Source organism: Staphylococcus simulans (assembly GCF_002994445.1).
GTDB lineage: Bacteria > Bacillota > Bacilli > Staphylococcales > Staphylococcaceae > Staphylococcus > Staphylococcus simulans_B.
Map to the genome: position 1 here is coordinate 94429 of NZ_MRZJ01000006.1, position 22164 is coordinate 116592.

At 37.8% G+C, this 22164-nt stretch carries 21 protein-coding genes and 1 riboswitch; of the genes, 10 read left to right on the plus strand and 11 right to left on the minus strand.

All coding sequences use genetic code 11. From position 1 onward, the window contains the following. Positions 1-201: 201 nt before the first annotated feature. The 3 genes from C7N65_RS09080 to C7N65_RS09090 are packed head-to-tail and all read left to right on the plus strand — an operon-like array spanning position 202 to position 3878. The gene (locus C7N65_RS09080; RefSeq protein WP_105994161.1) at positions 202-1812 is read left to right on the plus strand and encodes a xylulokinase; all 1611 of its coding nucleotides are present in this window, start codon (positions 202-204) and stop codon (positions 1810-1812) included. Beyond that, positions 1813-3081 (plus strand): MFS transporter, encoded by a 1269-nt coding sequence (locus C7N65_RS09085; protein WP_105994162.1) that lies wholly within the window; start codon positions 1813-1815, stop codon positions 3079-3081. A gap of 17 nt (positions 3082-3098) precedes the next feature. Then, the gene (locus C7N65_RS09090) at positions 3099-3878 is read left to right on the plus strand and encodes a glucose 1-dehydrogenase (protein WP_105994163.1); all 780 of its coding nucleotides are present in this window, start codon (positions 3099-3101) and stop codon (positions 3876-3878) included. Between the two features lie 103 nt (positions 3879-3981). Here the strand turns inward: C7N65_RS09090 and C7N65_RS09095 are convergent, their stop codons facing one another. The 4 genes from C7N65_RS09095 to C7N65_RS09105 all read right to left on the minus strand — a co-directional run bounded on the left by C7N65_RS09095 (position 3982) and on the right by C7N65_RS09105 (position 8673). Further along, positions 3982-5805: a YSIRK-type signal peptide-containing protein gene (locus C7N65_RS09095; protein WP_158698115.1), complete on the minus strand. Its 1824-nt coding sequence runs from the start codon at positions 5803-5805 to the stop codon at positions 3982-3984. A 315-nt stretch (positions 5806-6120) separates the two neighbouring features. Then, positions 6121-7449 (minus strand): YSIRK-type signal peptide-containing protein, encoded by a 1329-nt coding sequence (locus C7N65_RS09100; protein WP_105994165.1) that lies wholly within the window; start codon positions 7447-7449, stop codon positions 6121-6123. 338 nt (positions 7450-7787) lie between these two features. Then, positions 7788-8030: a hypothetical protein gene (locus C7N65_RS12730; protein ID WP_234019074.1), complete on the minus strand. Its 243-nt coding sequence runs from the start codon at positions 8028-8030 to the stop codon at positions 7788-7790. 55 nt (positions 8031-8085) lie between these two features. Continuing rightward, positions 8086-8673, minus strand: a complete 588-nt coding sequence (locus tag C7N65_RS09105) for an HTH domain-containing protein (protein WP_234019075.1) — start codon at positions 8671-8673, stop codon at positions 8086-8088. 270 nt (positions 8674-8943) lie between these two features. Between C7N65_RS09105 and C7N65_RS09110 the strand changes: the two genes are divergently transcribed. The 6 genes from C7N65_RS09110 (at position 8944) to C7N65_RS09135 (ending at position 16455) form a co-directional block, all read left to right on the plus strand. Then, positions 8944-10320: an AMP-binding protein gene (locus C7N65_RS09110; protein WP_105994166.1), complete on the plus strand. Its 1377-nt coding sequence runs from the start codon at positions 8944-8946 to the stop codon at positions 10318-10320. Beyond that, the gene (locus C7N65_RS09115; protein ID WP_105994167.1) at positions 10320-11471 is read left to right on the plus strand and encodes a thiolase family protein; all 1152 of its coding nucleotides are present in this window, start codon (positions 10320-10322) and stop codon (positions 11469-11471) included. Before C7N65_RS09110 ends, C7N65_RS09115 begins: the two co-directional genes overlap by 1 nt. Then, positions 11472-12158, plus strand: coding sequence for a hypothetical protein (locus C7N65_RS09120; RefSeq protein ID WP_105994168.1), 687 nt, complete (start codon positions 11472-11474; stop codon positions 12156-12158). 481 nt (positions 12159-12639) lie between these two features. After that, positions 12640-13875: an arginine deiminase gene (arcA, locus tag C7N65_RS09125; protein ID WP_105994169.1), complete on the plus strand. Its 1236-nt coding sequence runs from the start codon at positions 12640-12642 to the stop codon at positions 13873-13875. 273 nt (positions 13876-14148) lie between these two features. Further along, the gene (gene arcD / locus C7N65_RS09130) at positions 14149-15573 is read left to right on the plus strand and encodes an arginine-ornithine antiporter (RefSeq protein WP_105994170.1); all 1425 of its coding nucleotides are present in this window, start codon (positions 14149-14151) and stop codon (positions 15571-15573) included. A 210-nt stretch (positions 15574-15783) separates the two neighbouring features. Continuing rightward, complete coding sequence (locus C7N65_RS09135; protein WP_105994171.1) at positions 15784-16455, plus strand: Crp/Fnr family transcriptional regulator; 672 nt, start codon at positions 15784-15786, stop codon at positions 16453-16455. Between the two features lie 98 nt (positions 16456-16553). On the opposite strand, the gene C7N65_RS09140 is transcribed toward C7N65_RS09135, so the two are convergent. Beyond that, positions 16554-17006, minus strand: coding sequence for an arginine repressor (locus C7N65_RS09140; RefSeq protein ID WP_105994172.1), 453 nt, complete (start codon positions 17004-17006; stop codon positions 16554-16556). Positions 17007-17335: 329 nt separating this feature from the next. Between C7N65_RS09140 and C7N65_RS09145 the strand changes: the two genes are divergently transcribed. Beyond that, positions 17336-17521 carry a hypothetical protein gene (locus tag C7N65_RS09145; protein WP_105994173.1) on the plus strand — a complete coding sequence of 62 codons (186 nt, stop codon included), beginning with the start codon at positions 17336-17338 and terminating at the stop codon, positions 17519-17521. A 124-nt stretch (positions 17522-17645) separates the two neighbouring features. Here C7N65_RS09145 and C7N65_RS09150 read toward each other — a convergent pair whose 3' ends face one another. The 6 genes from C7N65_RS09150 to panD all read right to left on the minus strand — a co-directional run bounded on the left by C7N65_RS09150 (position 17646) and on the right by panD (position 22164). After that, complete coding sequence (locus C7N65_RS09150) at positions 17646-18674, minus strand: ThiF family adenylyltransferase (protein WP_105994174.1); 1029 nt, start codon at positions 18672-18674, stop codon at positions 17646-17648. Further along, entirely contained in the window at positions 18674-19441 is a 768-nt protein-coding gene (locus C7N65_RS09155; protein WP_105994175.1) for a thiazole synthase, read from the minus strand. Before C7N65_RS09155 ends, C7N65_RS09150 begins: the two co-directional genes overlap by 1 nt. Position 19442: 1 nt before the next feature. Next, positions 19443-19643, minus strand: a complete 201-nt coding sequence (thiS, locus tag C7N65_RS09160; RefSeq protein ID WP_105994176.1) for a sulfur carrier protein ThiS — start codon at positions 19641-19643, stop codon at positions 19443-19445. Then, positions 19627-20757, minus strand: coding sequence for an NAD(P)/FAD-dependent oxidoreductase (locus C7N65_RS09165; RefSeq protein ID WP_105994177.1), 1131 nt, complete (start codon positions 20755-20757; stop codon positions 19627-19629). The genes thiS and C7N65_RS09165 overlap by 17 nt, the downstream gene beginning before the upstream one ends. Positions 20758-20759: 2 nt before the next feature. Beyond that, positions 20760-21323 carry a thiamine phosphate synthase gene (locus tag C7N65_RS09170; protein ID WP_105994178.1) on the minus strand — a complete coding sequence of 188 codons (564 nt, stop codon included), beginning with the start codon at positions 21321-21323 and terminating at the stop codon, positions 20760-20762. Positions 21324-21407: 84 nt separating this feature from the next. Then, positions 21408-21519: riboswitch (TPP riboswitch) on the minus strand. Between the two features lie 261 nt (positions 21520-21780). Then, a complete protein-coding gene (gene panD, locus C7N65_RS09175; protein ID WP_105994179.1) occupies positions 21781-22164 on the minus strand; it encodes an aspartate 1-decarboxylase in 384 nt (127 codons plus the stop codon).

Consider the following 22164-nt stretch of genomic DNA (forward strand, 5'->3'; position numbering starts at 1 on the left):
ACTCTAAATAAAAAAACAAAATAAGTGATTATAACTTAAATATGCATACAAAATATAAAGTAACTAGAAAGTTATTGTGTAAATATATACATTGGAGTGTGATTATATTGACAACGCTTACTTGTTACTCTAATATTTATGCAAACGCTAACATATACATAGAGTTTGCCTTAAATTGATAATTAAGAGTAGGTGGATACAGTGAATACTATCAAACAACAAATTGAAGCAGGCAATATCAGTGTAGGTATTGAATTAGGTTCGACACGTATTAAAACAGTCGCGGTGAATGAAGCATGCGAAACAATAGCGACGGGATCGTTTGAATGGGAGAACGTGTTTAAAGACGGATTTTGGACCTATTCATTAAATGATGTATGGAATGGCCTGCAAATCAGTTACAGTGCCATGACAGATGCGATTAAAGCAGAATATGGTACAACGGTTAAACAAATTCAATCGTTAGGTATCAGTGGGATGATGCATGGCTATCTTGCATTTGATGAAAAGGATGATTTACTCGTTCCGTTTCGTACTTGGAGAAATAATAATGCGCATGATGCCGCAAGACAATTAACAGAAGCTTTCGGAGTGAATATACCTGAACGATGGAGTATAGCGCAGCTTTATGATGCAGCACTTCAAGATGCACCGCATACTAGCAAAGTCCGTTACATGACTACTTTATCAGGTTATGTACATTGGTATCTCACTGGAGAACGTGTATTAGGTGTGGGCGATGCTTCAGGTATGTTCCCGATTGATCCGAAGACACATGCCTTTCGTGAAGATTTATTAGACCATTTTAATGAGCTGTATCATGCACAAGGCTATACACAAGAAGTGCGTGATGTGCTGCCTAAGGTTTTAACATCAGGTGAGGATGCAGGGTATCTCACAGAAATCGGCGCAAAACTCATTGATCCGAATCATGAGTTAGAATCGGGCTGTCCTATGTGTGCACCTGAAGGGGATGCGGCCACTGGAATGGTCGCAACGAACAGTGTAGCACCAAGAACGGGTAATGTTTCTGCCGGAACAAGCATCTTCTCAATGATTGTATTAGATCATCAGCTTAAACGTTTATATCCTGAAGTAGATTTAGTCACAACACCAGCTGGCGATGAGGTCGCAATGATTCATGCCAATAACTGTACTTCTGATATCAATGCATGGATGAACATCTTTGCGGAAGTATTAGATACCATGGATGCAAAATATACAAAAGAAGACTTGTTTACACGTATGTTTGAGAAAGCATTAGAAGGTGATGAGGCTTTAGGTCACTTGCTTTCTTATGGCTATGTATCTGGTGAATTCATTACTGATGTTAAACAAGGTTATCCTATGTTCATCCGCAGTGTAGACAGTCAATTCAATTTAGCGAATGTGATGAAAACACATATCTTCAGTGCGTTTAGTACGTTGAAAATCGGTATTGATTTATTAAAACAAAATGAAGCACTTGAAATAGACAGTATGATTGGACATGGCGGTATCTTCAAGACAGAACGCGTTGCACAGAGCTTCTTAGCTGCAGCGTTAGAAAGTCCGGTCAGTGTCATGCAGACGGCAAGTGAAGGCGGTGCTTGGGGTATCGCTGTGCTTGCACGCTACTTAGTAGACGGAAACGATAAAAAGTTATCGGACTATCTTAATCAACAAGCATTCAAAGGCACAGATGACCTAGTCATCAATCCTAAACAAGAAGATATCGAAAGCTTTAAAAACTATGTTCAACGATTTGAAGCAGGTTTACAGCTTGAAAGAAATGCGGAGCAATATTTTGAAGATTTTAAGTCAGAAAAATAGATGAAGGTGAATAAATTGAAAACTATAGAGAGAAATCAATCGAAACAGTTTTTAGGACTGCCCATGACTTTAATATGGGGTTATGTGGCAGTCGCTATATTCATGACCGGTGATGGTATTGAACAAGCATTCTTATCTAAGTACATACAACATATAGGCTTCAGTGCTAGCCAAGCTTCTACAGTACTCACAACGTACGGGCTAGTTGTAGCGATTGCATCATGGTTATCTGGTGTATTAGCAGAAGTATTCAGTCCAAGACGATTGATGACTTTTGCATTTATAACATGGATAGTGTTCCATGTAGGATTTTTAGTGTTGGGCTTAGAGACACATAATTATATGATGATGGTAATCATGTATAGTATCAGAGGATTAGCTTATCCGATGTTTATCTATAGCTTTGTTGTGTGGATTACATACTCGGCTCCACCTCAACGTCTTGCATCTGCAATGGGATGGTTTTGGGCTATGTATTCAGTAGGTATTGGAGTATTAGGTTCTTACTTACCAAGCTTTACAATACCATTTATTGGATTCATGGGAACACTGTGGAGTTCAATAATCTTTATTGCAATAGGCGGATTAATGGCATTTTTCTTAGTTAAAGATCAAAAAGGTAAAGTTAAAGAAAGTGATAAACTCAATGCTAAAGAGATGTTTGGTGAAATACTTCGAGGTGTGACAATATTACGCAACCCTCAAATTGCAATTACATGTTTAGTTCGAATTATTAATCAGCTTTCTTTATTTGGTTTAGTTGCTTTCATGCCATCGGTATTTACTGATGACTTTGGATTCAGTACATCTCAATGGCTTCAAATTTGGGGCTTCATGTATATTGTGACAATCTTTACTAACCTATTTTGGGGAATTGTTGGTGATAAGATTGGTTGGGTTAAGCAAATAAGGTGGTTTGGTTGTATAGGTATGGCAGTTTCTACACTAGCATTTTATTATGTACCGTTATGGTTCGGACCTAATTTTTGGATAACATGTATCGTTGCAGTTGCATTTGGATTTGCCGTAGCAGCATTTGTACCGATGTCCGCAATTTTCCCTACACTTGAGCCGACACATAAAGGTGCAGCTGTTTCAATTCACAATTTATCAGCAGGGTTAAGTAACTTCTTAGGACCTGCAATAGCAACAATAGTACTTATGTTTAGTAATGCTTTAACAACAATTTGGGTCTATGCGGCTATCTATTGTATAGGATTTGTTTTGACCTTCTTTATGAAAGTTAAGCAACCATCACTACAAAAATAAATAGAAAGGTGATTTATATGAATATTTTAGAACAGTTCAGATTAGATGATAAAGTAGCAATTGTAACTGGAGGAGCAATGGGATTAGGACAAGCGATGGCAACAGCACTTGCACAAGCAGGTGCAAATATTGTGATTGCAGATATCCAAGAAGATGTTGCTGCAGCTACTGCAACAACTATTCGAGAAACTGAGGGTGTTAAGGCAACATCATTAAAAGTAGACGTTACAAATCCTGATGATGTTCAAAAAATGGTGGATGATGTTGTAGATGAGTTTGGTAAAATTGATATTTTGATTAATAATGCTGGAATGACTATAAATGCTAAAGCGGAAGAAATGACTTATGAACAATGGAATAAAGTGATTAATTTAAATTTAAATGGAGTATTTTTAGTTGCTCAAGCAGTTGGTCGTCAAATGATTGAACAGGGCTATGGCAATATTATTAATACTTCAAGCATGTCAGGTATTATTGCTAATAAACCGCAAGAACAATGTTCATACAATGCTTCAAAAGCAGGCGTAATTATGTTGACTAAAAGTTTGGCAATGGAATGGTCAAAATATAATATTAAAGTAAATACGATTGCACCAGGATATATGAAAACAGAATTGACTAAACCATTTTTTGAACAAGGAGGAGCAATGATTGATGATTGGATAGGCTTCACTCCTATGGGACGACCTGGTTTACCTGAAGAACTAGGCGGCATAGTTGTTTACTTAGCCTCAGATGCATCATCATTTGCACAAGGTAGTGTTTTTACAATTGATGGAGGCTACACAGCACTTTAAATTAAAAGAAATAAACGAAAACCCGACGAGAAACGGTGTTAAACCATTTCCCAGTCGGGTTTTGTTATAGGTGGGTTAAATTATGGAAAGAATAATGAATTGATTATTCGTTTTCTTTACGACGACGTGCATTTAATAAGAATAATGTACCAGCACTTGCGATTACTGAACCAGAAAGTAAACCGAATAATACTTGATCTTGTTCACCAGTTGCAGGTAATTGTTTTTTAGCGTCTTTAGCTTTTTGAGCAGCAGCAGCTTTAGGTGCAGCTTTTTGGTCTGCAGCTTTTTGAGGAGCTTTTACGCCTTGAGCAGGTGCTTTTTTACCGTCTTTAGTTACTTGGTCTTTACCAGTAGTGTTACCAGTAGTTTTTCCTGAATTATCTGCTTTGTTTGCATCTTTAGCAGGAGTTTTAGCAGGTGCTTTTTTATCATCTTTTTTAACAACTTTAGCTTTTAAAGCATCTGCATCTTTAGCAGCTTTAACAATTGCTTGTAAATCTTTACCTTGGTGTGCAGCTTCAGCAATTTCAGTTTGGAAAGCAGCTTTTTCTGCAGGTGTTAAGTTTTTCAAAGCGGCTACAGCTTTGTGTGCAGCGTTTGCTTTATCTAAAACAGCTTTAGAAAGAGCTTGTGAAGAACCTGCTTCTTTAACGTTTTTGTCTTTAGCATTTTTAGCGTTTAAGACTCTAGCGTTGTTTAAGATGTTTTCAAGGTTAGCAGAGTTGTTGTTAGCGATGTCGCTGTTGATTTGTTTGTTGAATGCGCCTTTTTGTTGATCAGTTAAGTTAGTTAAACCGCTGATAGTATCGAAAGCGTATTGAGCTAAATCTTGAGTAGTTTTAGGTGCATCTTGTGAATGATCTTCTTTAACGTTTTTGTCTTTAGCGTTTTTAGCATTTAAGACTCTAGCGTTGTTTAAGATGTTTTCAAGGTTAGCAGAGTTGTTGTTAGCGATGTCGCTGTTGATTTGTTTGTTGAATGCGCCTTTTTGTTGATCAGTTAAGTCGTTTAAACCGCTGATAGTATCGAAAGCGTATTGAGCTAAATCTTTAGTAGTTTTAGGTGCGTCTTGTGAATGGTTTTCTTTAACATTTTTTTCTTCGCCGTTGATTTTATCAAGTTGTGTAGCGTCTTTAACTACAGATTCAACAGCAGCGCCAACTTGTGCATTACGTTTCACTTGATCGTAGAAACCATTTTTTTGTTGGTCAGTTAAGTTGTGTAAAGCAGCAATTTTAGCTGTAGCACCATTGATTGCATCTAATTGTTTAGCGTCTTTAAGAACTGGTTCAGTTGATTGTCCAACTTCAACGTTTCTAAGAACTTGTTTGTGGAAACCAGCTTTTTCTTTAGCAGAAAGGTTTTTCAATGCGTCGATTGCGCGTTGAGTTTGACCTGCAGCTTTTTGTTTTTGTTCTTGTTCTTTAGCAACATTTTTAGCAAGTTGAACTTGAGCATCTACTGCTTTAGCATCTTTAACGATACCAGGGATTTCAGCTACGCCAGCTTTAGCAATTTTAGCATTGTAGATAGCTTTGTTTTCTTTAGAGATGTTAGCTAATTTGTTAACTTCAGCTTGTGCTTTTTCAACTTGTTCTTTAGCTACATTTTGAGCAGTTTGAACTTGTTTTTTAACAGCAGCTTGGTTAGCATTTGCTTGGTCTGCTTGAACTGCATCGTTAAGTACTGCTTCAACAGGTGGTTGTTGAGTTTGAGCACTTTGTTCGATACGTTTTTTGAAGTTTGCTTTTTCTTGAGGTGTTAAGTGTTGTAAAGCGTCTACTTTTTGATAAGCAGCTTGAGCAGGGCTGCTTTGAGTTTCAGCTTGTGCACTGCTTCCTCCGAATACTAATGCTGTACCTAATGATACAGATGCGATACCGACTGATAATTTACGTAAAGAAAATAGTTGTTTTTTCTTCATGGTGTTATTCCTCCTATAGTAACTATGCATAGTAACAGTGATAAATATATGGATAATATATAGATATGTAACTATTTTACACAACATACATAGACGGATATGTGCACTATACAAAATATTATGAAAATTCTATGTAAATTTAACGCTTGTTTTCATTCATAGAGTGACATATTATGACACTTATAGTTGAGTTATAAGAGAAATAGTCAAAAATGCTCTCAAAGAGAGAAGCCTGACAAATCATTTGCCAGACTTCAAAGGGATATTGGGGAGTTATTTTTTAAGACTTATTACAAATAGAGAGATTATACTTAATTATTTTTCGTTACGACGACGTGCATTCAATAAGAATAAAGTTCCTGCACTTGCAAATAGTGAACCTGAAAGCAATCCGAATAATACTTGATCATTTTCACCAGTCGCAGGTAATTCTTTCGCTTTGTTTTCTTCTTTTTTGCTGTCAGCTTTTGTTGCTTCAGCAGCTGTTTGTTCTTTAGCATCACCTTGTGGTGCTTTTGCATCTTTCACAGCATCAGCTTGTGTGCTGTTAGGTGCAGCTTGATCATTTAATTGTTTAGCATCAGCTAAGATAGCTTCGATTTTAGAACCTTTATCTTCTTTTTGGGATTTGGCAACTTGTGTATGGAAAGTATCTTTTTGTTTTTGAGATAAGTTTTCTAATTTGTCGATTGCTTCATGTGCTTTTTCAGCTTTTTCATCTAATGATTGCGCCTCGTCAGCTTTTGGTGCTTCTGCTTTATCATCAGCTTTTGCATTCTCTTCAGCTGCTTTATCTTCTTTTGTTGTAGTTTCATCTGTTGTTTTGTCTTCTGCTTTATTCTCTTCAGCAGGTGCTTGCTCTTCAGCAGGTGCTTGTTCTTCTGTAGGTGCTTGCTCTTCAGCAGGTGCTTGCTCTTCAGTTGGTGTTTGTTCTTCGGCTGGAGCTTGTTCTTCAGATGGTGCTTGTTGTGCATCTAAGTTTTGAGCATCAGCTAAGATAGCATCGAATCTTTGTGTACTGTTTTGTCCGCTTTCGACTAAGATTTGCTGGTTGAATGCATCTTTTTGTGCATCAGACAAGTTTGGCAAGTTGTTGATGACTGCGTATGCATCTGCAGTTTTTTGATTTAACTCTTCAACTGCAGCTTGTTGTGCTTGTGCGTTTTGATCGTTCAAGTTTTGAGCATCAGCTAAGATAGCATCAAATTTTTGCGTGCTGTTTTGTCCGCTTTCAACTAAGATTTGCTGGTTGAATGCATCTTTTTGTGCATCAGACAGACTAGGCAAGTTGTTGATGACTGCGTAAGCATCAGCTGTTTTTTGATTTAATTCTTCAGCTGCAGCTTGTTGTGCTTGTGCATTTTGTGAATTCATGTTTTGCGCGTCAGCTAAGATAGCATCAAATTTTTGTGTACTGTTTTGTCCGCTTTCAACTAAAATTTGCTGATTGTACGCATCTTTTTGTGCGTCAGACAGACTAGGCAAGTTATTGATCGTGTTGTAAGCTTCTTGAGTTGCTTGGTTCAAGTCTTGTGTTTCCGCATTTACAGCTTGGCTTCCCCCTAAAAATACAAGTGTCCCTAATGAAACTGATGCAATGCCCGCAGAAAATTTGCGTAAAGAAAATATTTGTTTCTTTTTCATTTTCCAATCCTCCTAAATAAAGTGAGTATACATTGATAGACTTACAAAGATGAAATAAATATAAATTGCTTATGTATTAATTCTACACAACGCCTATAGACACGTATTTTCATTTATTAGAAAAATGAATGCGTTTTTTTATTGAATTGTTTTGCTCTTATCCACATAGCATGACACATAATGTCATCAGATGACCTGATGATTAATAATGGTGTATTAACAGTGTCTCTGACGTTTATGTGGCAGATAAATATAAAAATATTACATATATATAGGAAAGAACTGAAAATGAAAAAAGCTGCAGATACTCATTGGTTTGAGTACTTGCAGCTAGCAGATTAATATTCGCTGTTGCTTAAACGCGTAAACAGATAAGACTCTTGGAGTTTTAATAATTCCTTCATCACAATTTGATACGTACTTTCTGGTCCTATGAGCCGTGCTTGATTTCTTGCAGTGAAACAAAAGTTAATCGCGTCTTCTACACACATTTTGATACGGATGACATAATACTTTTTATCTACTAATTTAATAATTTCATGCGGATATTTATGACGGATTAATTGGTAAAGCTCAGGCACAAGTTCAAACGTAACCCAGTGAATCGTGTTATAAATAGATTGAGCATGGAAATGGTTAGGACTCAGAGTGATATTTTTTTTGGTTTAAATCTGTGGATTGAATTTGATCGTCTATCTTATACATTAATTTGAAAGTGAAGTTATTATACTGGATTCCGATAGGAGTGATTTCTTTATCTGAATCCACATAGAGCTTGCGAGAGGTGTGAATCGCTCTAGAAGCAAGTACAATATTACTTAACTGTTCATACCGCTTAACAACCTTTAGTTTGGATAAATGTGTACGTAATTCTGTTTCATGTTGGGTATGGAAGGTTTTAATCAGTAATTCTAAATAATTGTAGAGATGCTGATCGATTTCAGGTGAAACGGTTTCTAATAGCGCCAGCAAGAAATATAGTGAAACTTCGTGGTTGGAAATCGAACTGTCCATTTCATAGGTTCCCATTCTATGATTATAGGTGATTTCTTTTCGGTAACCATGCCATTCATCGGTGTCATATAGAAAATTCCGAATATTGTCGATATCACGCTGTATTGTTCTCGAAGAGACACCCCATTCATTTGAAAGTTCGTGCTTATTAACCACTTTTTGCTGAATCAGACGTGTATAGATGCTCAATATTCTATGTGCTTGTTCCATAAACGACCTCCATTTCTTAAGATGATACTTCTAGTTTGAGAGGATAAAACATTGTATGTGAATGAAATAGGATGTGGGTCATCTTATTTTATTTGTAAAAACACTTTTGCTAAATTCTTATTCAAGGTTAGTATACAATAGTTTTAGTGACGTGGATATAAGGAATCAAAAGTATTTTATATTAAATTTTGTACTAATTAAGATTGATTTAAAGGGAATATGCTAAAATAAAAATGATTATTTTATAACAAAGAGAAAGGTGGAACGACCATGTCTTTGAATGTGGTTCAAACTGAAGCAAGCCGATTAACACAGTCAGAGCTGATTCATTACTTGAAATCAGATGTACCGTTTATACAGCAATGGGCAATACATGAACGTATCGGTATTTTAATACAAGATCCTGCTCAATTTATGCGTGTTTATCAAGCAATTCAAGGAGCAGGCCATTTGCCTGTGGTATTAGATTCAAAATGGACATCAGAACAGCTGCATGAAATTTTAGCGCATTACGAAGTGACGCAAGTGATTGCGGATAAACAGATTGAAGATGTACATACAGTCAGACTGGAACAATTAAATGAAGCAGAGGGTTCAGAGGAACTGCATGAATTGCATATGCCGCCAGATGGTTTATTGCACATTGGTTTTACTTCAGGCACAACTGGCATGCCTAAAGCCTATTATCGCAACCGTCATTCATGGGATGTCAGTTATGATGCCAACGATGCAATTTTAGAGACGAAGCCTTCTTGTATTATCGCACCGGGACCATTGGCCCATTCTTTAACGCTTTATGCGATGATGTATGCATATCATTCAGAATTGACATGCTATATGCAGATGGATTATCACCCTGTGCAGCTGCTGCATCAATTACAAGCACAAAATGGTGCGGCTGTTTTTATTGTACCTTCGGTACTAGAACAGCTATTACAGTTTGATGCGAAACAATTAACCGAAGTGTCAGTAACGTTTTTATCTTCAGGCGCAAAGTTAGAACCGCATACGATTCAAAAATTCAAACAGAAACTGCCGAATGCGCAAGTAATAGAATTCTTCGGGACAAGTGAAGCGAGTTTTATTTCATATCATCATGTAACAGATTACGCACCGAAAAATGTCGGCAAGTTATTTAAAGGCGTGAAAGTCATTTTAACAGATGATAGCGGAAAACAATTGCCTGATTCAAAACAAGTTGGCCAGCTGCACGTACAAAGCGAAATGGTCTTTTCAGGTTATGTAGGTGCTGAATCTATTTCAAGCAGAGATACCATTGCGACAGGAGACTATGCCAGAATGACAGATGACCAAGAACTGATTTTAGAAGGTCGTGTAAATAATAAGGTGATTGTCGGCGGTATGAACGTCTATCCAGAAGAAGTAGAACGTGTGATTACTGACACGACACCGATTCAACATGTTATGGTGATTGGTGTGCCGCATTATGAACTTGGAGAAGTACTGATTGCTTACTATCAATCAGAAACAGATTTAGAGATTCGTGAAGTGAAACAAATATTACGCAGTCATTTAGAACGTTACAAAGTACCGATGCGATTTATTAAAGTTCCAGAAATGCTTTGGACTTCCAGCGGTAAAGTTGCACGTCAGCAAATGATTGAAAAATACGGGAGGCAATCATAATGAGAGAAGCAGTGATTATTGAGGCTAAACGTACGCCTATAGGGCAATACGGAGGCCTATTCAAACACTTAGAACCAGAAGACTTGCTTCAACCTCTGATAAAGCATATGACACAGCTGCATCCTGCTATTGCAGAAAATATTAATGATGTCATTATCGGTAATACAGTCGGCAACGGCGGTAATATCGCACGCAAATCACTGCTGCATGCAGGGCTTTCATATCATATCCCTGGTATGACAGTAGATCGCCAATGCGGTTCAGGTTTAGAAGCTGTTAATATCGCATGCCGAATGGTACAAGCTGGCGCAGGCGACATCTATTTAGCTGGCGGTGTCGAGTCTGTCAGTCGTGCACCTTGGAAAATTCAAAAACCGCAATCACTGTATGAGAAACATCCTCCAGAGATTTATGAACGTGCACCGTTCACACCAGAAACTATGGGAGATCCGAGTATGTTAGAAGCAGCTGAAAATGTCGCACAAGTTTATCAAGTTTCGCGAGAACGCCAAGATGCATGGGCTGCACGCAGTCATCATCAATACTTTGCCTATCAATCACAAATCCAGCAAGAAATCATACCGTTAACGGTTCATGGAAAAGAAGTAACGCAAGATGAATCACCAAAACAAAAGATGACAGTACAACGTTTATCACGTTTAAAACCATTATTTAAAGACGGAACTATTACAGTAGGGAATGCATGTCCGAAAAGCGATGGTGCCGCGCTAGTGCTGGTTATGTCGCAAGAAAAAGCAGAGGCTTTAGGGTTAAAGCCTTTACTTAAATTTACAGATGCACAAACGGCAGGGGTGAATCCAAAATTACTCGGAATTGGTCCTGTTCCAGCAACAGAACAATTATTGATGCGTCGCAATTTGTCAGTTGCGGATATAGATTGGACTGCATTTAATGAAGCATTCAGTTCGCAAGTATTAGCTTCTATAGATTTATTAGGATTAGATAAACAAAAAGTCAATCCATTCGGCGGTGCTTTAGCAGAAGGGCATCCTTACGGTGCCAGCGGTGCAAATTTAGTAGCACGTCTGCTTTCTATTCAAGCTTATTCCCCAGGCAATCAATTGTTGGCCGCAATCGGTATCGGCGGCGGTTTAGGTATCGCAACCTTATTTAAAAAGGCGGAAGATTAAATGAAACAAACATTGATATGGCAATCGCCGAAATCAGTGCATCGTTCATTAAATCTAGATGCCTTTTATCTGACCAAGATTTGGCATGCTTTTGATGCATTTCAACAAAAGCACCAAGCACCTTTGATTTTAAGAAACAAAGTCATCTGCCAATATGCACCTTTAATTGAAGGGGAAAGCTACAAAGCAGAATTAATATGCAGATCACAAAAGAAACTTCGACAGTTTATACACTACTGCTATGTACTTACAATGATATCATTGCGTGACAATAAAACATGTATGGAAATAACAACAACATTCATTGAACAGACTGATTCATCATCTAAAATAGAACAAAAGGCCAAACAACCAAGCAACCCTTCAACAATATCATCACAATATATTCCTTTAGTTATAGACTGGGAAGATGTATTAGATTATTTGAAACAAGTGAATGATTATAACCCGATTCATCTTCATAACCACATTCTTCCGGGCGACTATGTTGTGATGGCCGCATTAGAGACATTGTCTAAGCGTCAAGAAAGTTTAAACACTGTTCAAGAAATAGAAGTGAAATTCAAGCAGATGATGCATCGAACAGATCAATTATGGATGAACGTGAAAGAAGAGCGTTCATTGATTAAGATTCAAATCGTTAATCAAGCAGCGGAGACTTGTGTTGAAGTGTGGATTAAAGTGTGACATACAATTCAATAGGAAAGATTCAACAAGAAAATTACACATGTGGTTTTCTTGTTTTTTTAAGCTATATAATGTGCAATTTTAAAATAATGTAAATTATCTGTATTTCTGCGTTAGCAGGGTATAGCCACATTAGGAGGGGTTGTTTATAAAGTAATGCTCAATTTTATTCTTGTGCCCTCACTAGGATTGTGGGTTTATGGTGTTGATTCAGCCACATAAGTGAAATCGAATAAGGATAATGCATATATTCTCTAAAAAATGAATAAAATATTTTATTTGAGAATTATGACTCTGTAAATCAAGGGATTATTCGGTTTTATGCATGTAAAACCCATGAAAATGTATTAAATATGCAAAAACATGCAATGAATAAAAGAATAAGTGTGAAATATATAACACTTATAATGTGATTTAATTCACATGAGCATTAGTTGAAAGGGCTTACAATATAGATAAATAAAACAAGGAGGTTTCACAAATGAATGAACATCCAATTAAAGTAAACAGTGAGATCGGTAAATTGAAAACGGTATTGCTTAAACGCCCTGGGAAAGAATTAGAAAATTTAGTACCTGAGTATCTAGAAGGATTGTTATTTGATGATATCCCGTACTTGAAAGTAGCACAAGAAGAGCATGATAAATTTGCACAAGTGCTACGCGATGAAGGTGTAGAAGTTGTATACCTAGAAGACTTAGCAGCAGAAGCGATTGAAGATCCTGAAGTGCGTAAACAATTCATTGAAGACGTTTTAGCTGAATCTGAAGACACATTATTAGGACATGAAGATGCAGTTAGAAAATTATTCGATGGTTTAAATAACAAAGACTTAGTTGAAAAAGTAATGGCAGGTGTACGTAAAGAAGAAGTTGAAACTGGTAAATCACACTTAGTGGAATACCTAGATGACTCTTATCCATTCTATATGAACCCAATGCCTAACCTTTATTTCACACGTGACCCGCAAGCATCAATCGGAAATGGTATGACAATCAACCGTATGTTCTGGCCGGCACGTCGCAGAGAATCTATCTTCTTCACTTATATCTTAAAACATCACCCAAGATTCAAAGATGCAGATGTACCTGTATGGTTAGACAGAAACTCTGATTACAACATTGAAGGCGGAGACGAATTAGTACTTTCTGAAGAAGTTGTAGCAGTAGGTATCTCTGAAAGAACATCAGCACAAGCAATTGAAAAATTAGCACGCCAAATCTTTGCGAACCCTGAATCTAAAATCAAAAAAGTTGTAGCTATCGAAATTGCGAATACACGTGCATTCATGCACTTAGACACAGTATTCACAATGATTGACTACGATAAATTCACAATTCACTCAGCTATCGAGAAAAAAGGCGACGATATGAATATCTTCACTCTTGAACCAACAGAAGATGGAAAAGATATTACTATCACACGTACTACAGACTTGAAAGAAACATTAAAAGACGCATTGCACTTAGATCACATCGAATTTATTCCTACTGGTAACGGCGACCCAATCGTTGGTCCTCGTGAACAATGGAATGATGGTTCTAACACATTAACTATCCGTCCAGGTGTTGTTGTCACTTATGACCGTAACTATGTATCAAACCAATTATTACGCGACAAAGGTATTAAAGTTATCGAAATCACTGGTAGTGAATTGGTTCGCGGACGCGGGGGCCCACGTTGCATGAGTCAACCGCTATACCGTGAAGATATCTAAATCTGAATACAGCAACGCTTTAAGTGGTAAGGATTGCATCAATAGAAGTGGTTCGACGTCATCACTTAAAGCTTTGCCTTTAGATTGAAATACTGCTTTGAAATAAAAATGATACCTATTCACGGCAACGTGTTTAAAACATGGCCTATGATTTTGAAAATAAGCAAGAGGCACATGCCCTTAACATCAATTAAAGCAGTATAGCGTCAAAAAATTTAATAAATTGACAAGACATGCTTTGAGGCAATCTCGAGCATTAAAGGAGTTTTGAAAATGAGCGGAGAACAAAATAAACTCAATAAAACGGCTTTAATCGGTTTGGTCATTGGTTCAATGATCGGCGGCGGTGCCTTCAATATTATTTCAGACATGGGCAGCAATGCCGGCGGATTGGCGATTATTATCGGTTGGATTATTACCGCAGTCGGTATGATATCACTCGCATTCGTCTTCCAGAATTTAACAAATAAACGACCGGATTTAGACGGTGGTATTTACAGTTACGCACGAGCAGGTTTCGGTGACTTCGTCGGTTTCTCTAGTGCATGGGGATACTGGTTCGCAGCATTCTTAGGAAACGTCGCTTATGCTACGTTGCTGATGTCAGCAGTCGGCAACTTCTTCCCGGTATTCAAAGGCGGCAACACACTACCTAGTATTATCGTAGCCTCCATCTTACTATGGGGTGTACACTTCCTAATCTTGCGCGGAGTCGAAACTGCCGCATTAATCAACAGTATCGTAACAGTGGCTAAATTGATTCCTATCTTCCTTGCGATTGTATGTATGATTGTCGCATTCAACTTTGACACTTTTATGGCTGGATTTGCAGGAATGAAAGACAACATTGCATTACCGATTAACTTCTCTAATATCATGGAACAAGTTAAGAGTACAATGTTGATCACTGTTTGGGTATTTACAGGTATTGAAGGTGCGGTCGTATTCTCTGGCCGTGCGAAAACTAAAAAAGACGTAGGGACAGCAACAGTACTTGGTCTATTGATTGTATTAGTCATCTACTTCTTATTAACAGTACTTGCACAAGGTGTTATCGAACAAAACCAAATCTCTGAATTAAGCAGCCCATCAATGGCAGCATTATTAGCACACATCGTCGGCCCTTGGGGTTCAGTTGTGACAAACATTGGTTTAATCATCTCAGTACTTGGTGCTTGGTTAGGTTGGACATTGCTTGCAGGTGAATTACCATTCATCGTTGCAAAAGATAAAATGTTCCCTAAATGGTTTGCGAAACAAAACGCAAACGGCGCACCTGTCAACTCATTATTAATCACGAATATCTTAGTACAATTATTCTTAGTAAGTATGTTATTCACTGATAGTGCGTACCAATTCGCATTCTCACTCGCATCTAGTGCCATCTTGGTACCTTACGCATTCAGTGCATTCTATCAATTCAAATATACATTACAACAAGATCACAACAGCACAGTGCAAATGGCCGTAGGTATTATCGCATCTATATATGCTATCTGGCTCATTTACGCAGCGGGTGTGGACTACTTGCTGTTGACAATGCTGTTATATGTACCAGGACTTTTCGTTTACATGTTTGTTCAAAAGAACAACGGTATCAAACTTATCACAAGAGACTATGTGTTAATGGGATTCATTGTAATCTTTGCCATCTTAGGTTTAATAAGATTATTCAGCGGTGCGGTAAGTGTCTTTTAAAGCTCCCTTGCGCATGATCCTGATATAACATCAGAAATGGCAGCTTACAGGTTACTCCACCTCCTGTAGGCTGCTGTTTTTATACATAAGAATGTGTGGACTGCTTTGAATATGATACAATAATAACAATGCTTGCAAGGCTTTTTGAGCCTTTGCGAAAAAACGAACGCACATTCATTATTAAACGATAAAGAGATGAGGTGAACGTGTATGAGCAATAGTACTGAAGCTTACCAAACATCGATACAAGCACTATCTAAAATACTAGAAGTACCCTCAGGACTGATTGTTCCTCATCTTTCTGAGATTTATGTGAGAAATTATGAAAAGGGACAAGTGATATACTATCAAGGATCAGAAGCAGACAGCATTTATTTACTATTAGAGGGATATGTTTCTAGAGAGCTGCTCAATGAAAACGGAGATGACTACCTATTATTAAATAAGCCGGTCACTATGTTTCCATTGAATCATTTATTCCATTCAGACCATTACCATGAATCTTGTACCGCTTTAACGAGCAGTTTAATCGTCAGAGTACCAAAGAACGTCATCGAATACCTGTGCAAGAATAATGAAGATACGTTTATTAAAATCTATGACTTAATGCGTATGGAAGCACAGCAAAGTATCGAGCGCAATATGGCACTGCTTGGACGCAATGCTGAACAAAAGGTCGTCAATACATTGCGTGTTATGTGCGAAACAGTAGGTACCGATCATGGCGCTTATTATGAAATGGATAAAATTATGACTGTCACATTGTTGAGTGAATTAGCAGGCGTATCACGAGAAAAAGCGAGTCATATCATCAGAGATTTAAGCAAGAGAAATCTGGTACTGAAGAATCATCAAACGTGGACAGTTAGTAAATCACTATAAACAACACAATATAATGATGAAATAAGAAAACAGTAAAACAATGAGACAATAAAACGGAGGATCAGGTGCATAAGTGTGCATCTGATCCTCCTTTGCTTTTATGGTTTTAACAATAAATAGCGGATATATTCTGCTTCTTCATGTGATTTCATCAACATCATAATGACGTCATTGCCGCTGACTGTGCCAAGTACATGCGGCAGCTGCATTTGGTCGATGCAGTAATTAATCGTACGCGCAAAACCAGGTTCTGTCTTAATTAAAATATAGCTGTCTTTCACAATAATGGAATTGATACTGTCATCACGATATTTCTTGAAAGCTTCTCGAAACGTATTCGCAGCGCTCTTTTCAGGCAACACATAATAAGATGGTTCAGAGCCGTTAGGAACCTTAGTCACATTTAATTGCTGCAGGTCCTTTGCGACTGTCGTCATGCTGAAAATCAAGTTATATTGTTCTTCCATGATTTCTGCAAGCTCACGCACTGTCGAAATACGATTGTTCTTTAGCAATAATTTAATTAATTCAAGACGTTTCTCTCTTTCCATAGCTTCATCCCTCAATTAATAATTATACAGTTTAATTGTATTCTATAAGGTGAATGAACTCAAATCATTTTCACATATAACATCAATATTTTTACTAAGTATTTCATTGTTTATGCAGCTGACTTATAGAAAATCACTTTGCTTGAACAAATGGTTATAAATTTCGACTATGTATTATAGGATACTCCATACTTGGTAACATTATGATGGCTTGTTATATTATAAGTCTTTATTGGAATAAACAAAACGGTCACTTAAGTCACCTGTATAGGATTGTATTTATAAAATTTAAAGAGGTATAATTAAATCGAAGATATGAGGTGATAGTAATGAATAATGAACTTGATTACGAAAAACTTGATAGGTTGTCAAAAATAATTGAGGAAGCGGCTAATTCTACAAAAGATAGATTTATAGAAGATGCACCGTTTGAATACCCAAAATTACCTGAAGAAGCATATCATTTAACCGATGAAGAAATACAATACATTTTTTTCGGAGTAAAGCCCAAATAAGCATCTAACAAATGGTTAAGGTGCTTTTTTTATACATATTTTTAAGTTGAGGTATTAATTATAGTGGTTTAATAAAAGGAAAGAAGTGCACACCTTGGTTTTTAATGTACACTTCTTTAAAAAATTATTTCATTGTTTTTAGTAAGTTTTGATATAACGATTCTGCGGTGTTGTCATCTTCTAAATGATGTACATTCATACGCCCGTCTTTGAATAATGTTGCGTGATAGCCATTGACCTCTAATTGTTTAACGTAAGGATTGGCTTTATTGATTTTCCCGGGAAATAATTCCGCATGGTCAAAGTGTTCTGGTTTGAAACGAAAGACATACGTGTCTCCACAGCTGCCTTCAATGTTTTTAGGCTGATGTTGGCCTAGATAGTCATATTGCCCTTTACCGCATACTGGACAATCTGGGTTTTTCATACGGCTGACATCCATACTTTGCTGCTTCAAATCAAAAGGTGACACGGTAATTAGTTTGCCTGAGAAGCCTTTGCCTGAAACAAAGCGCATCAGTTCTGCGATCTGATAGCTGACGACTTGCATAATCACAGGCGGAATAACGCCGTTGATTGCACAGCTTTCTGCGGTTTCTGGTGCTTCTTCCATTAAACAACGCAAGCAAGGCCCTGTATAGTCAATCGCATAAACAGAACCTTTACCTCCGACAGCTGCGCCGTAAATCCAAGGCAAGTTCAGTTTGTGACAGACTTCATTGAATAAGAAGCGAATCGCAAAGTGATCCATACCATCCATTAAAATATCAGGCTGTGCTTCTGAAATCATACGTTCGATATTGGTCGTCGTAATTTCTTGGTAGATGGGATGAATCTTTACATTTGAATTAATCGCTTTTAATTTATTTTCGAGTGCGAAGACTTTAGGGCGCATTTCCTTCACATCTGCTTCATCAAAGAGTGTTTGACGATGCAGGTTGGACATTTCAACAATATCCATATCGACGATAGTTAATGTGCCGACACCCATGCGTACGAGATATTCTGCGAGATGACTTCCGAGTGCACCGGCACCCATCACCATGACATGTGTCTGTTCAAGTGCCTTTTGACCTTGTGCGCCAAAGGGCGCAAAGCGGGATTGGCGGCTATATCGTTCATCGATGTCAGGCGTATTGTCTGACTGATGCATCATAGGAATCCTAAACCTTCGCTAGGGCTTGAAGCTTGTGCTGTATATTTAACTGGAATACGGCCTGCTTCATAGCTTAAACGCCCGGCTTCAACACCAAGTTTCATCGCTTCTGCCATTTTCACAGGATCTTTTGCACGTGAAACAGCTGAGTTTAATAAGATGCCGTCTGCGCCAAGTTCCATTGCTTGAGCTGCATCTTTAGCAGAACCGATACCAGCATCTACGATAATCGGTACATTCGCATTTTTAATGATATAGCTTAAGTTAAGCGGGTTATTGATACCGCGGCCTGTACCAATAGGTGAAGCTAACGGCATTACAGCGTGTACACCTAATTCTTCTAAACGTTTTGCGAGTACAGGATCTTCTGAGATATAAGGACATACAATATAGCCGCGTTCTAATAAGATTTTACATGCTTCGTATGTCGCAATCGGGTCAGGCAATAATGTTTCGTCATCTCCGATGATTTCAACTTTAATCATGTCGCACACACCCGCATGTTTGGCAATTTCTGCGATACGTACTGCTTCTTCAACTGTTTTAGCACCAGCAGTATTCGGGAAAGTCACAAAATCTTTCAAGTTGACATTCGCAAGCGGGTTAGGCAGGTTTTTGTCATATAAGTTCATGCGACGTACCGCAAATGTCAGTACGTTTGTGCCTGAAGCTTCGATTGCTTTTGTTTGTACTTCTTCATTATCAAATTTTCCAGTTCCGAGTAATAATCTTGATTCCATGTCATAAGGTCCGATTTTTAACATTTTATCCGCCTCCAACAAATTCTAATAATTCTAAACGATCATCTTCGCGTACCATTTGATGCGCAAAGTCATCACGTTGTATTAAGTTTTGGTTATGCTCCGCAATCACACGTTTCGGATCAAGTTCAAGCTGTTCTAAAATACTTTGAATGCTTAAAGCTTCATCGAATGTGAAAGGGTCGCCGTTAATGATGCACTTCATAATGTTCCCTCCTGTTTTTATGAAATGGTTCTAAAGCTTTTGGACAAGTATCTGTGATAATCCACTCTGCCATCAATTCTCCGATAATCGGTGATAATAAAATACCGTTGCGGTAATGGCCGGTGATAATCCATAAGTTGTCTTGGACTTCATCCATAATCGGCTGTTCGCCTTCTGTCCATGGTCTGACACCTGACCAATGTTTGAGTGCTTTGCTGTGTTTAAGTTTTGGAACACGTTCTATGGCTTGATTCAACAGCCATGTTTTGCCCTGATCAGATACACCGACAGAATAATCATCGAAATAGCTTGTGGCACCGATTAGGAAACGGTGGGGCGGTTTCGGTACGATATAACAGCCGTTGGTCATAAACAAAGTTTGTTTCAAATCTAAACTTTCATTTTCGACTAATAAGACTTCGCCTTTAACACCGCTGACAGTTGCTTGAATGTCAGGCTGTTCAGTAACATTGCCTGCCCATGCACCTGCTGTTTCGATAATTTTATAGGCGCGTGTAATTGTGCGGCGGCCATTACGTTCTGCTTCGATTTCATAACCGTCGCCGACACGGTGGATGGCAGTGACATTGGTGTTGGTGAAACGGTCGATGTTCGGCTCATCTTTCAATGAGGCATGCAGTGCTTTCGTATAATGATTCGCATTAATTTGATGGTCATGCGGCACAAACATCATTGCTTCTGCACCTTTGACTAAACCATGCGTTAATTGATTTAAGTCTGATTCTGATAGTGTACAGACATCCGGATCATTGTCGTGCAAGAATGCATATTGTTGTTGAAGTGATGGGATGTCTGCTTTAGTCGCGGCTAATTTGATTAAACCGTTTTTCTGGTACTGGATATCAATACCGGTCTCAGCCAATAAAGCTTTGCTTAAGGCACCGAATTTTGAACGTGATGCGAGTGCTAGACGAAACAGGGGACTGTCTTCGGTAAATTCATTTTGTGCCCCTAACATGCCTCCGGCTTTATAAGATGCATGTTTGCCTTCAATATCTCTATCTATTAATGCAATACTCAGACCGCTGTCTTTTAAATGACGTGCAATGGACATACCCATTACACCAGCACCGATAATTGCTGCATCATACATAGTTATTCACCTTCCTTTAATGAACTTAGTGTGTGTAAATCGTGATGTGCGAAGAGTGAAATTGCTGCGATACCTGAGAAGCCTTGAGGCACTTCAGATAAAGTATCGAAGTTGATACCGCCTAACGCAATCACTGGAATATCTACGGTTAAAACTGAATCGATTTCTTCTTGTGTGCGCGGCGGCAGACCAGGTTTAGATGCTGTTTCGAATAAATGTCCGAATAAGACATAATCTAAATGGTGGCGTTTTGCTGCTTGTGCACTTGCTTGACTATGTGTCGACATGCTGACACATAAATCTGGATGTGTTTGTTTCAAGTGAAAAGCACGTTCATCCATTTCTTTAAAATGAATATGCGTTAAGTTGAATCGATTTAAAACTTCAATGTCTGAATGTACTGTTATTTTATCTTTCGGAAAATCATTTTTGAGTAATGCTTCTATTGCTTTCACTTGTTCTTTTGGACGCGTACGTAAAATTAATTGATCTATTACAGGTTCAATCGCTGCGTACTGTTTTATTAATTCAGGGGTTATTGTTTGTTTAGAAATCGCAACCCACATTGCTTTCACCCTTTGAAAAGTCTCTACTGGAAATAAAACAAATAAAAAAAGCGCTATTTCCGTACAGGAAAACAGCGCATTAAAAAGTGCAATACGCCACTTTCCTACGCCAGTATGAACTGGATCAGGTTCCAAGAATTTCCTCATCAAACACGAGGATCTCAGCCTGTAGGAACAGGCACTTCCAGTGGACTTATTGTATTATTCAATTCTTAGTAGAATAAGAAAGCAGTAAACATCAATACTATAACAATTCGTGTAGCGAGACGTTAACGTATTGGACTGTAATTTTCATTCTTGAAATTACCACTTTCTTTTCATTACAAAATCATCATAAATCACTTTGATAGAAAAAGCAATAGCAGACCTTGTCTATACCAGGAATTCAGGGAATGACAGGAACTAGCTTTATAGAATCAGCGAAAAAAAGATGACAAATAAAACCAATTTATTGTGATTATAATACGATAGAATTTTCTTTTTCATGAATCATTTCAACAATTTCATTGTGCGCATTCATTACAGCAACTTTAGGAGTGTGGTGTTTGAGCTCTTCCTCATTCAGTTGTGCATATGTCATAATAATGACGATGTCATCGACTTCAACTAAACGTGAAGCAGCACCATTTAAGCAGATTTTTCCGCTGCCTCTTTCACCTTTAATCACATAGGTTTCAAAGCGTGCACCATTATTATTGTTTACAATCGCAACTTTCTCATTCGGTAAAATATCTACCGCTTCTAATATTGCCTCATCAATCGTAATACTCCCTACGTAATTCAAATTTGATTCTGTCACGCGTGCACGGTGGATTTTAGCATTCATCATAGTTCTTATCAT

Bases quoted from the DNA above. Each gene is read 5' to 3' on its own strand.
- C7N65_RS09150 (WP_105994174.1), bottom strand. From the start codon at position 18,674: ATGCATCAGTCAGACAATACGCCTGACATCGATGAACGATATAGCCGC.
- C7N65_RS09095 (WP_158698115.1), bottom strand. From the start codon at position 5,805: ATGAAGAAAAAACAACTATTTTCTTTACGTAAATTATCAGTCGGTATC.
- C7N65_RS09110 (WP_105994166.1), top strand. From the start codon at position 8,944: ATGTCTTTGAATGTGGTTCAAACTGAAGCAAGCCGATTAACACAGTCA.
- C7N65_RS09100 (WP_105994165.1), bottom strand. From the start codon at position 7,449: ATGAAAAAGAAACAAATATTTTCTTTACGCAAATTTTCTGCGGGCATT.
- C7N65_RS09090 (WP_105994163.1), top strand. From the start codon at position 3,099: ATGAATATTTTAGAACAGTTCAGATTAGATGATAAAGTAGCAATTGTA.
- C7N65_RS09165 (WP_105994177.1), bottom strand. From the start codon at position 20,757: ATGTATGATGCAGCAATTATCGGTGCTGGTGTAATGGGTATGTCCATT.
- arcA (WP_105994169.1), top strand. From the start codon at position 12,640: ATGAATGAACATCCAATTAAAGTAAACAGTGAGATCGGTAAATTGAAA.
- C7N65_RS09115 (WP_105994167.1), top strand. From the start codon at position 10,320: ATGAGAGAAGCAGTGATTATTGAGGCTAAACGTACGCCTATAGGGCAA.
- C7N65_RS09085 (WP_105994162.1), top strand. From the start codon at position 1,813: ATGAAGGTGAATAAATTGAAAACTATAGAGAGAAATCAATCGAAACAG.
- arcD (WP_105994170.1), top strand. From the start codon at position 14,149: ATGAGCGGAGAACAAAATAAACTCAATAAAACGGCTTTAATCGGTTTG.
- C7N65_RS09135 (WP_105994171.1), top strand. From the start codon at position 15,784: ATGAGCAATAGTACTGAAGCTTACCAAACATCGATACAAGCACTATCT.
- C7N65_RS09120 (WP_105994168.1), top strand. From the start codon at position 11,472: ATGAAACAAACATTGATATGGCAATCGCCGAAATCAGTGCATCGTTCA.
- C7N65_RS09145 (WP_105994173.1), top strand. From the start codon at position 17,336: ATGAATAATGAACTTGATTACGAAAAACTTGATAGGTTGTCAAAAATA.
- C7N65_RS09170 (WP_105994178.1), bottom strand. From the start codon at position 21,323: ATGTGGGTTGCGATTTCTAAACAAACAATAACCCCTGAATTAATAAAA.
- C7N65_RS09140 (WP_105994172.1), bottom strand. From the start codon at position 17,006: ATGGAAAGAGAGAAACGTCTTGAATTAATTAAATTATTGCTAAAGAAC.
- thiS (WP_105994176.1), bottom strand. From the start codon at position 19,643: ATGAAGTGCATCATTAACGGCGACCCTTTCACATTCGATGAAGCTTTA.
- C7N65_RS09155 (WP_105994175.1), bottom strand. From the start codon at position 19,441: ATGTTAAAAATCGGACCTTATGACATGGAATCAAGATTATTACTCGGA.
- panD (WP_105994179.1), bottom strand. From the start codon at position 22,164: ATGATAAGAACTATGATGAATGCTAAAATCCACCGTGCACGCGTGACA.
- C7N65_RS09105 (WP_234019075.1), bottom strand. From the start codon at position 8,673: ATGGAACAAGCACATAGAATATTGAGCATCTATACACGTCTGATTCAG.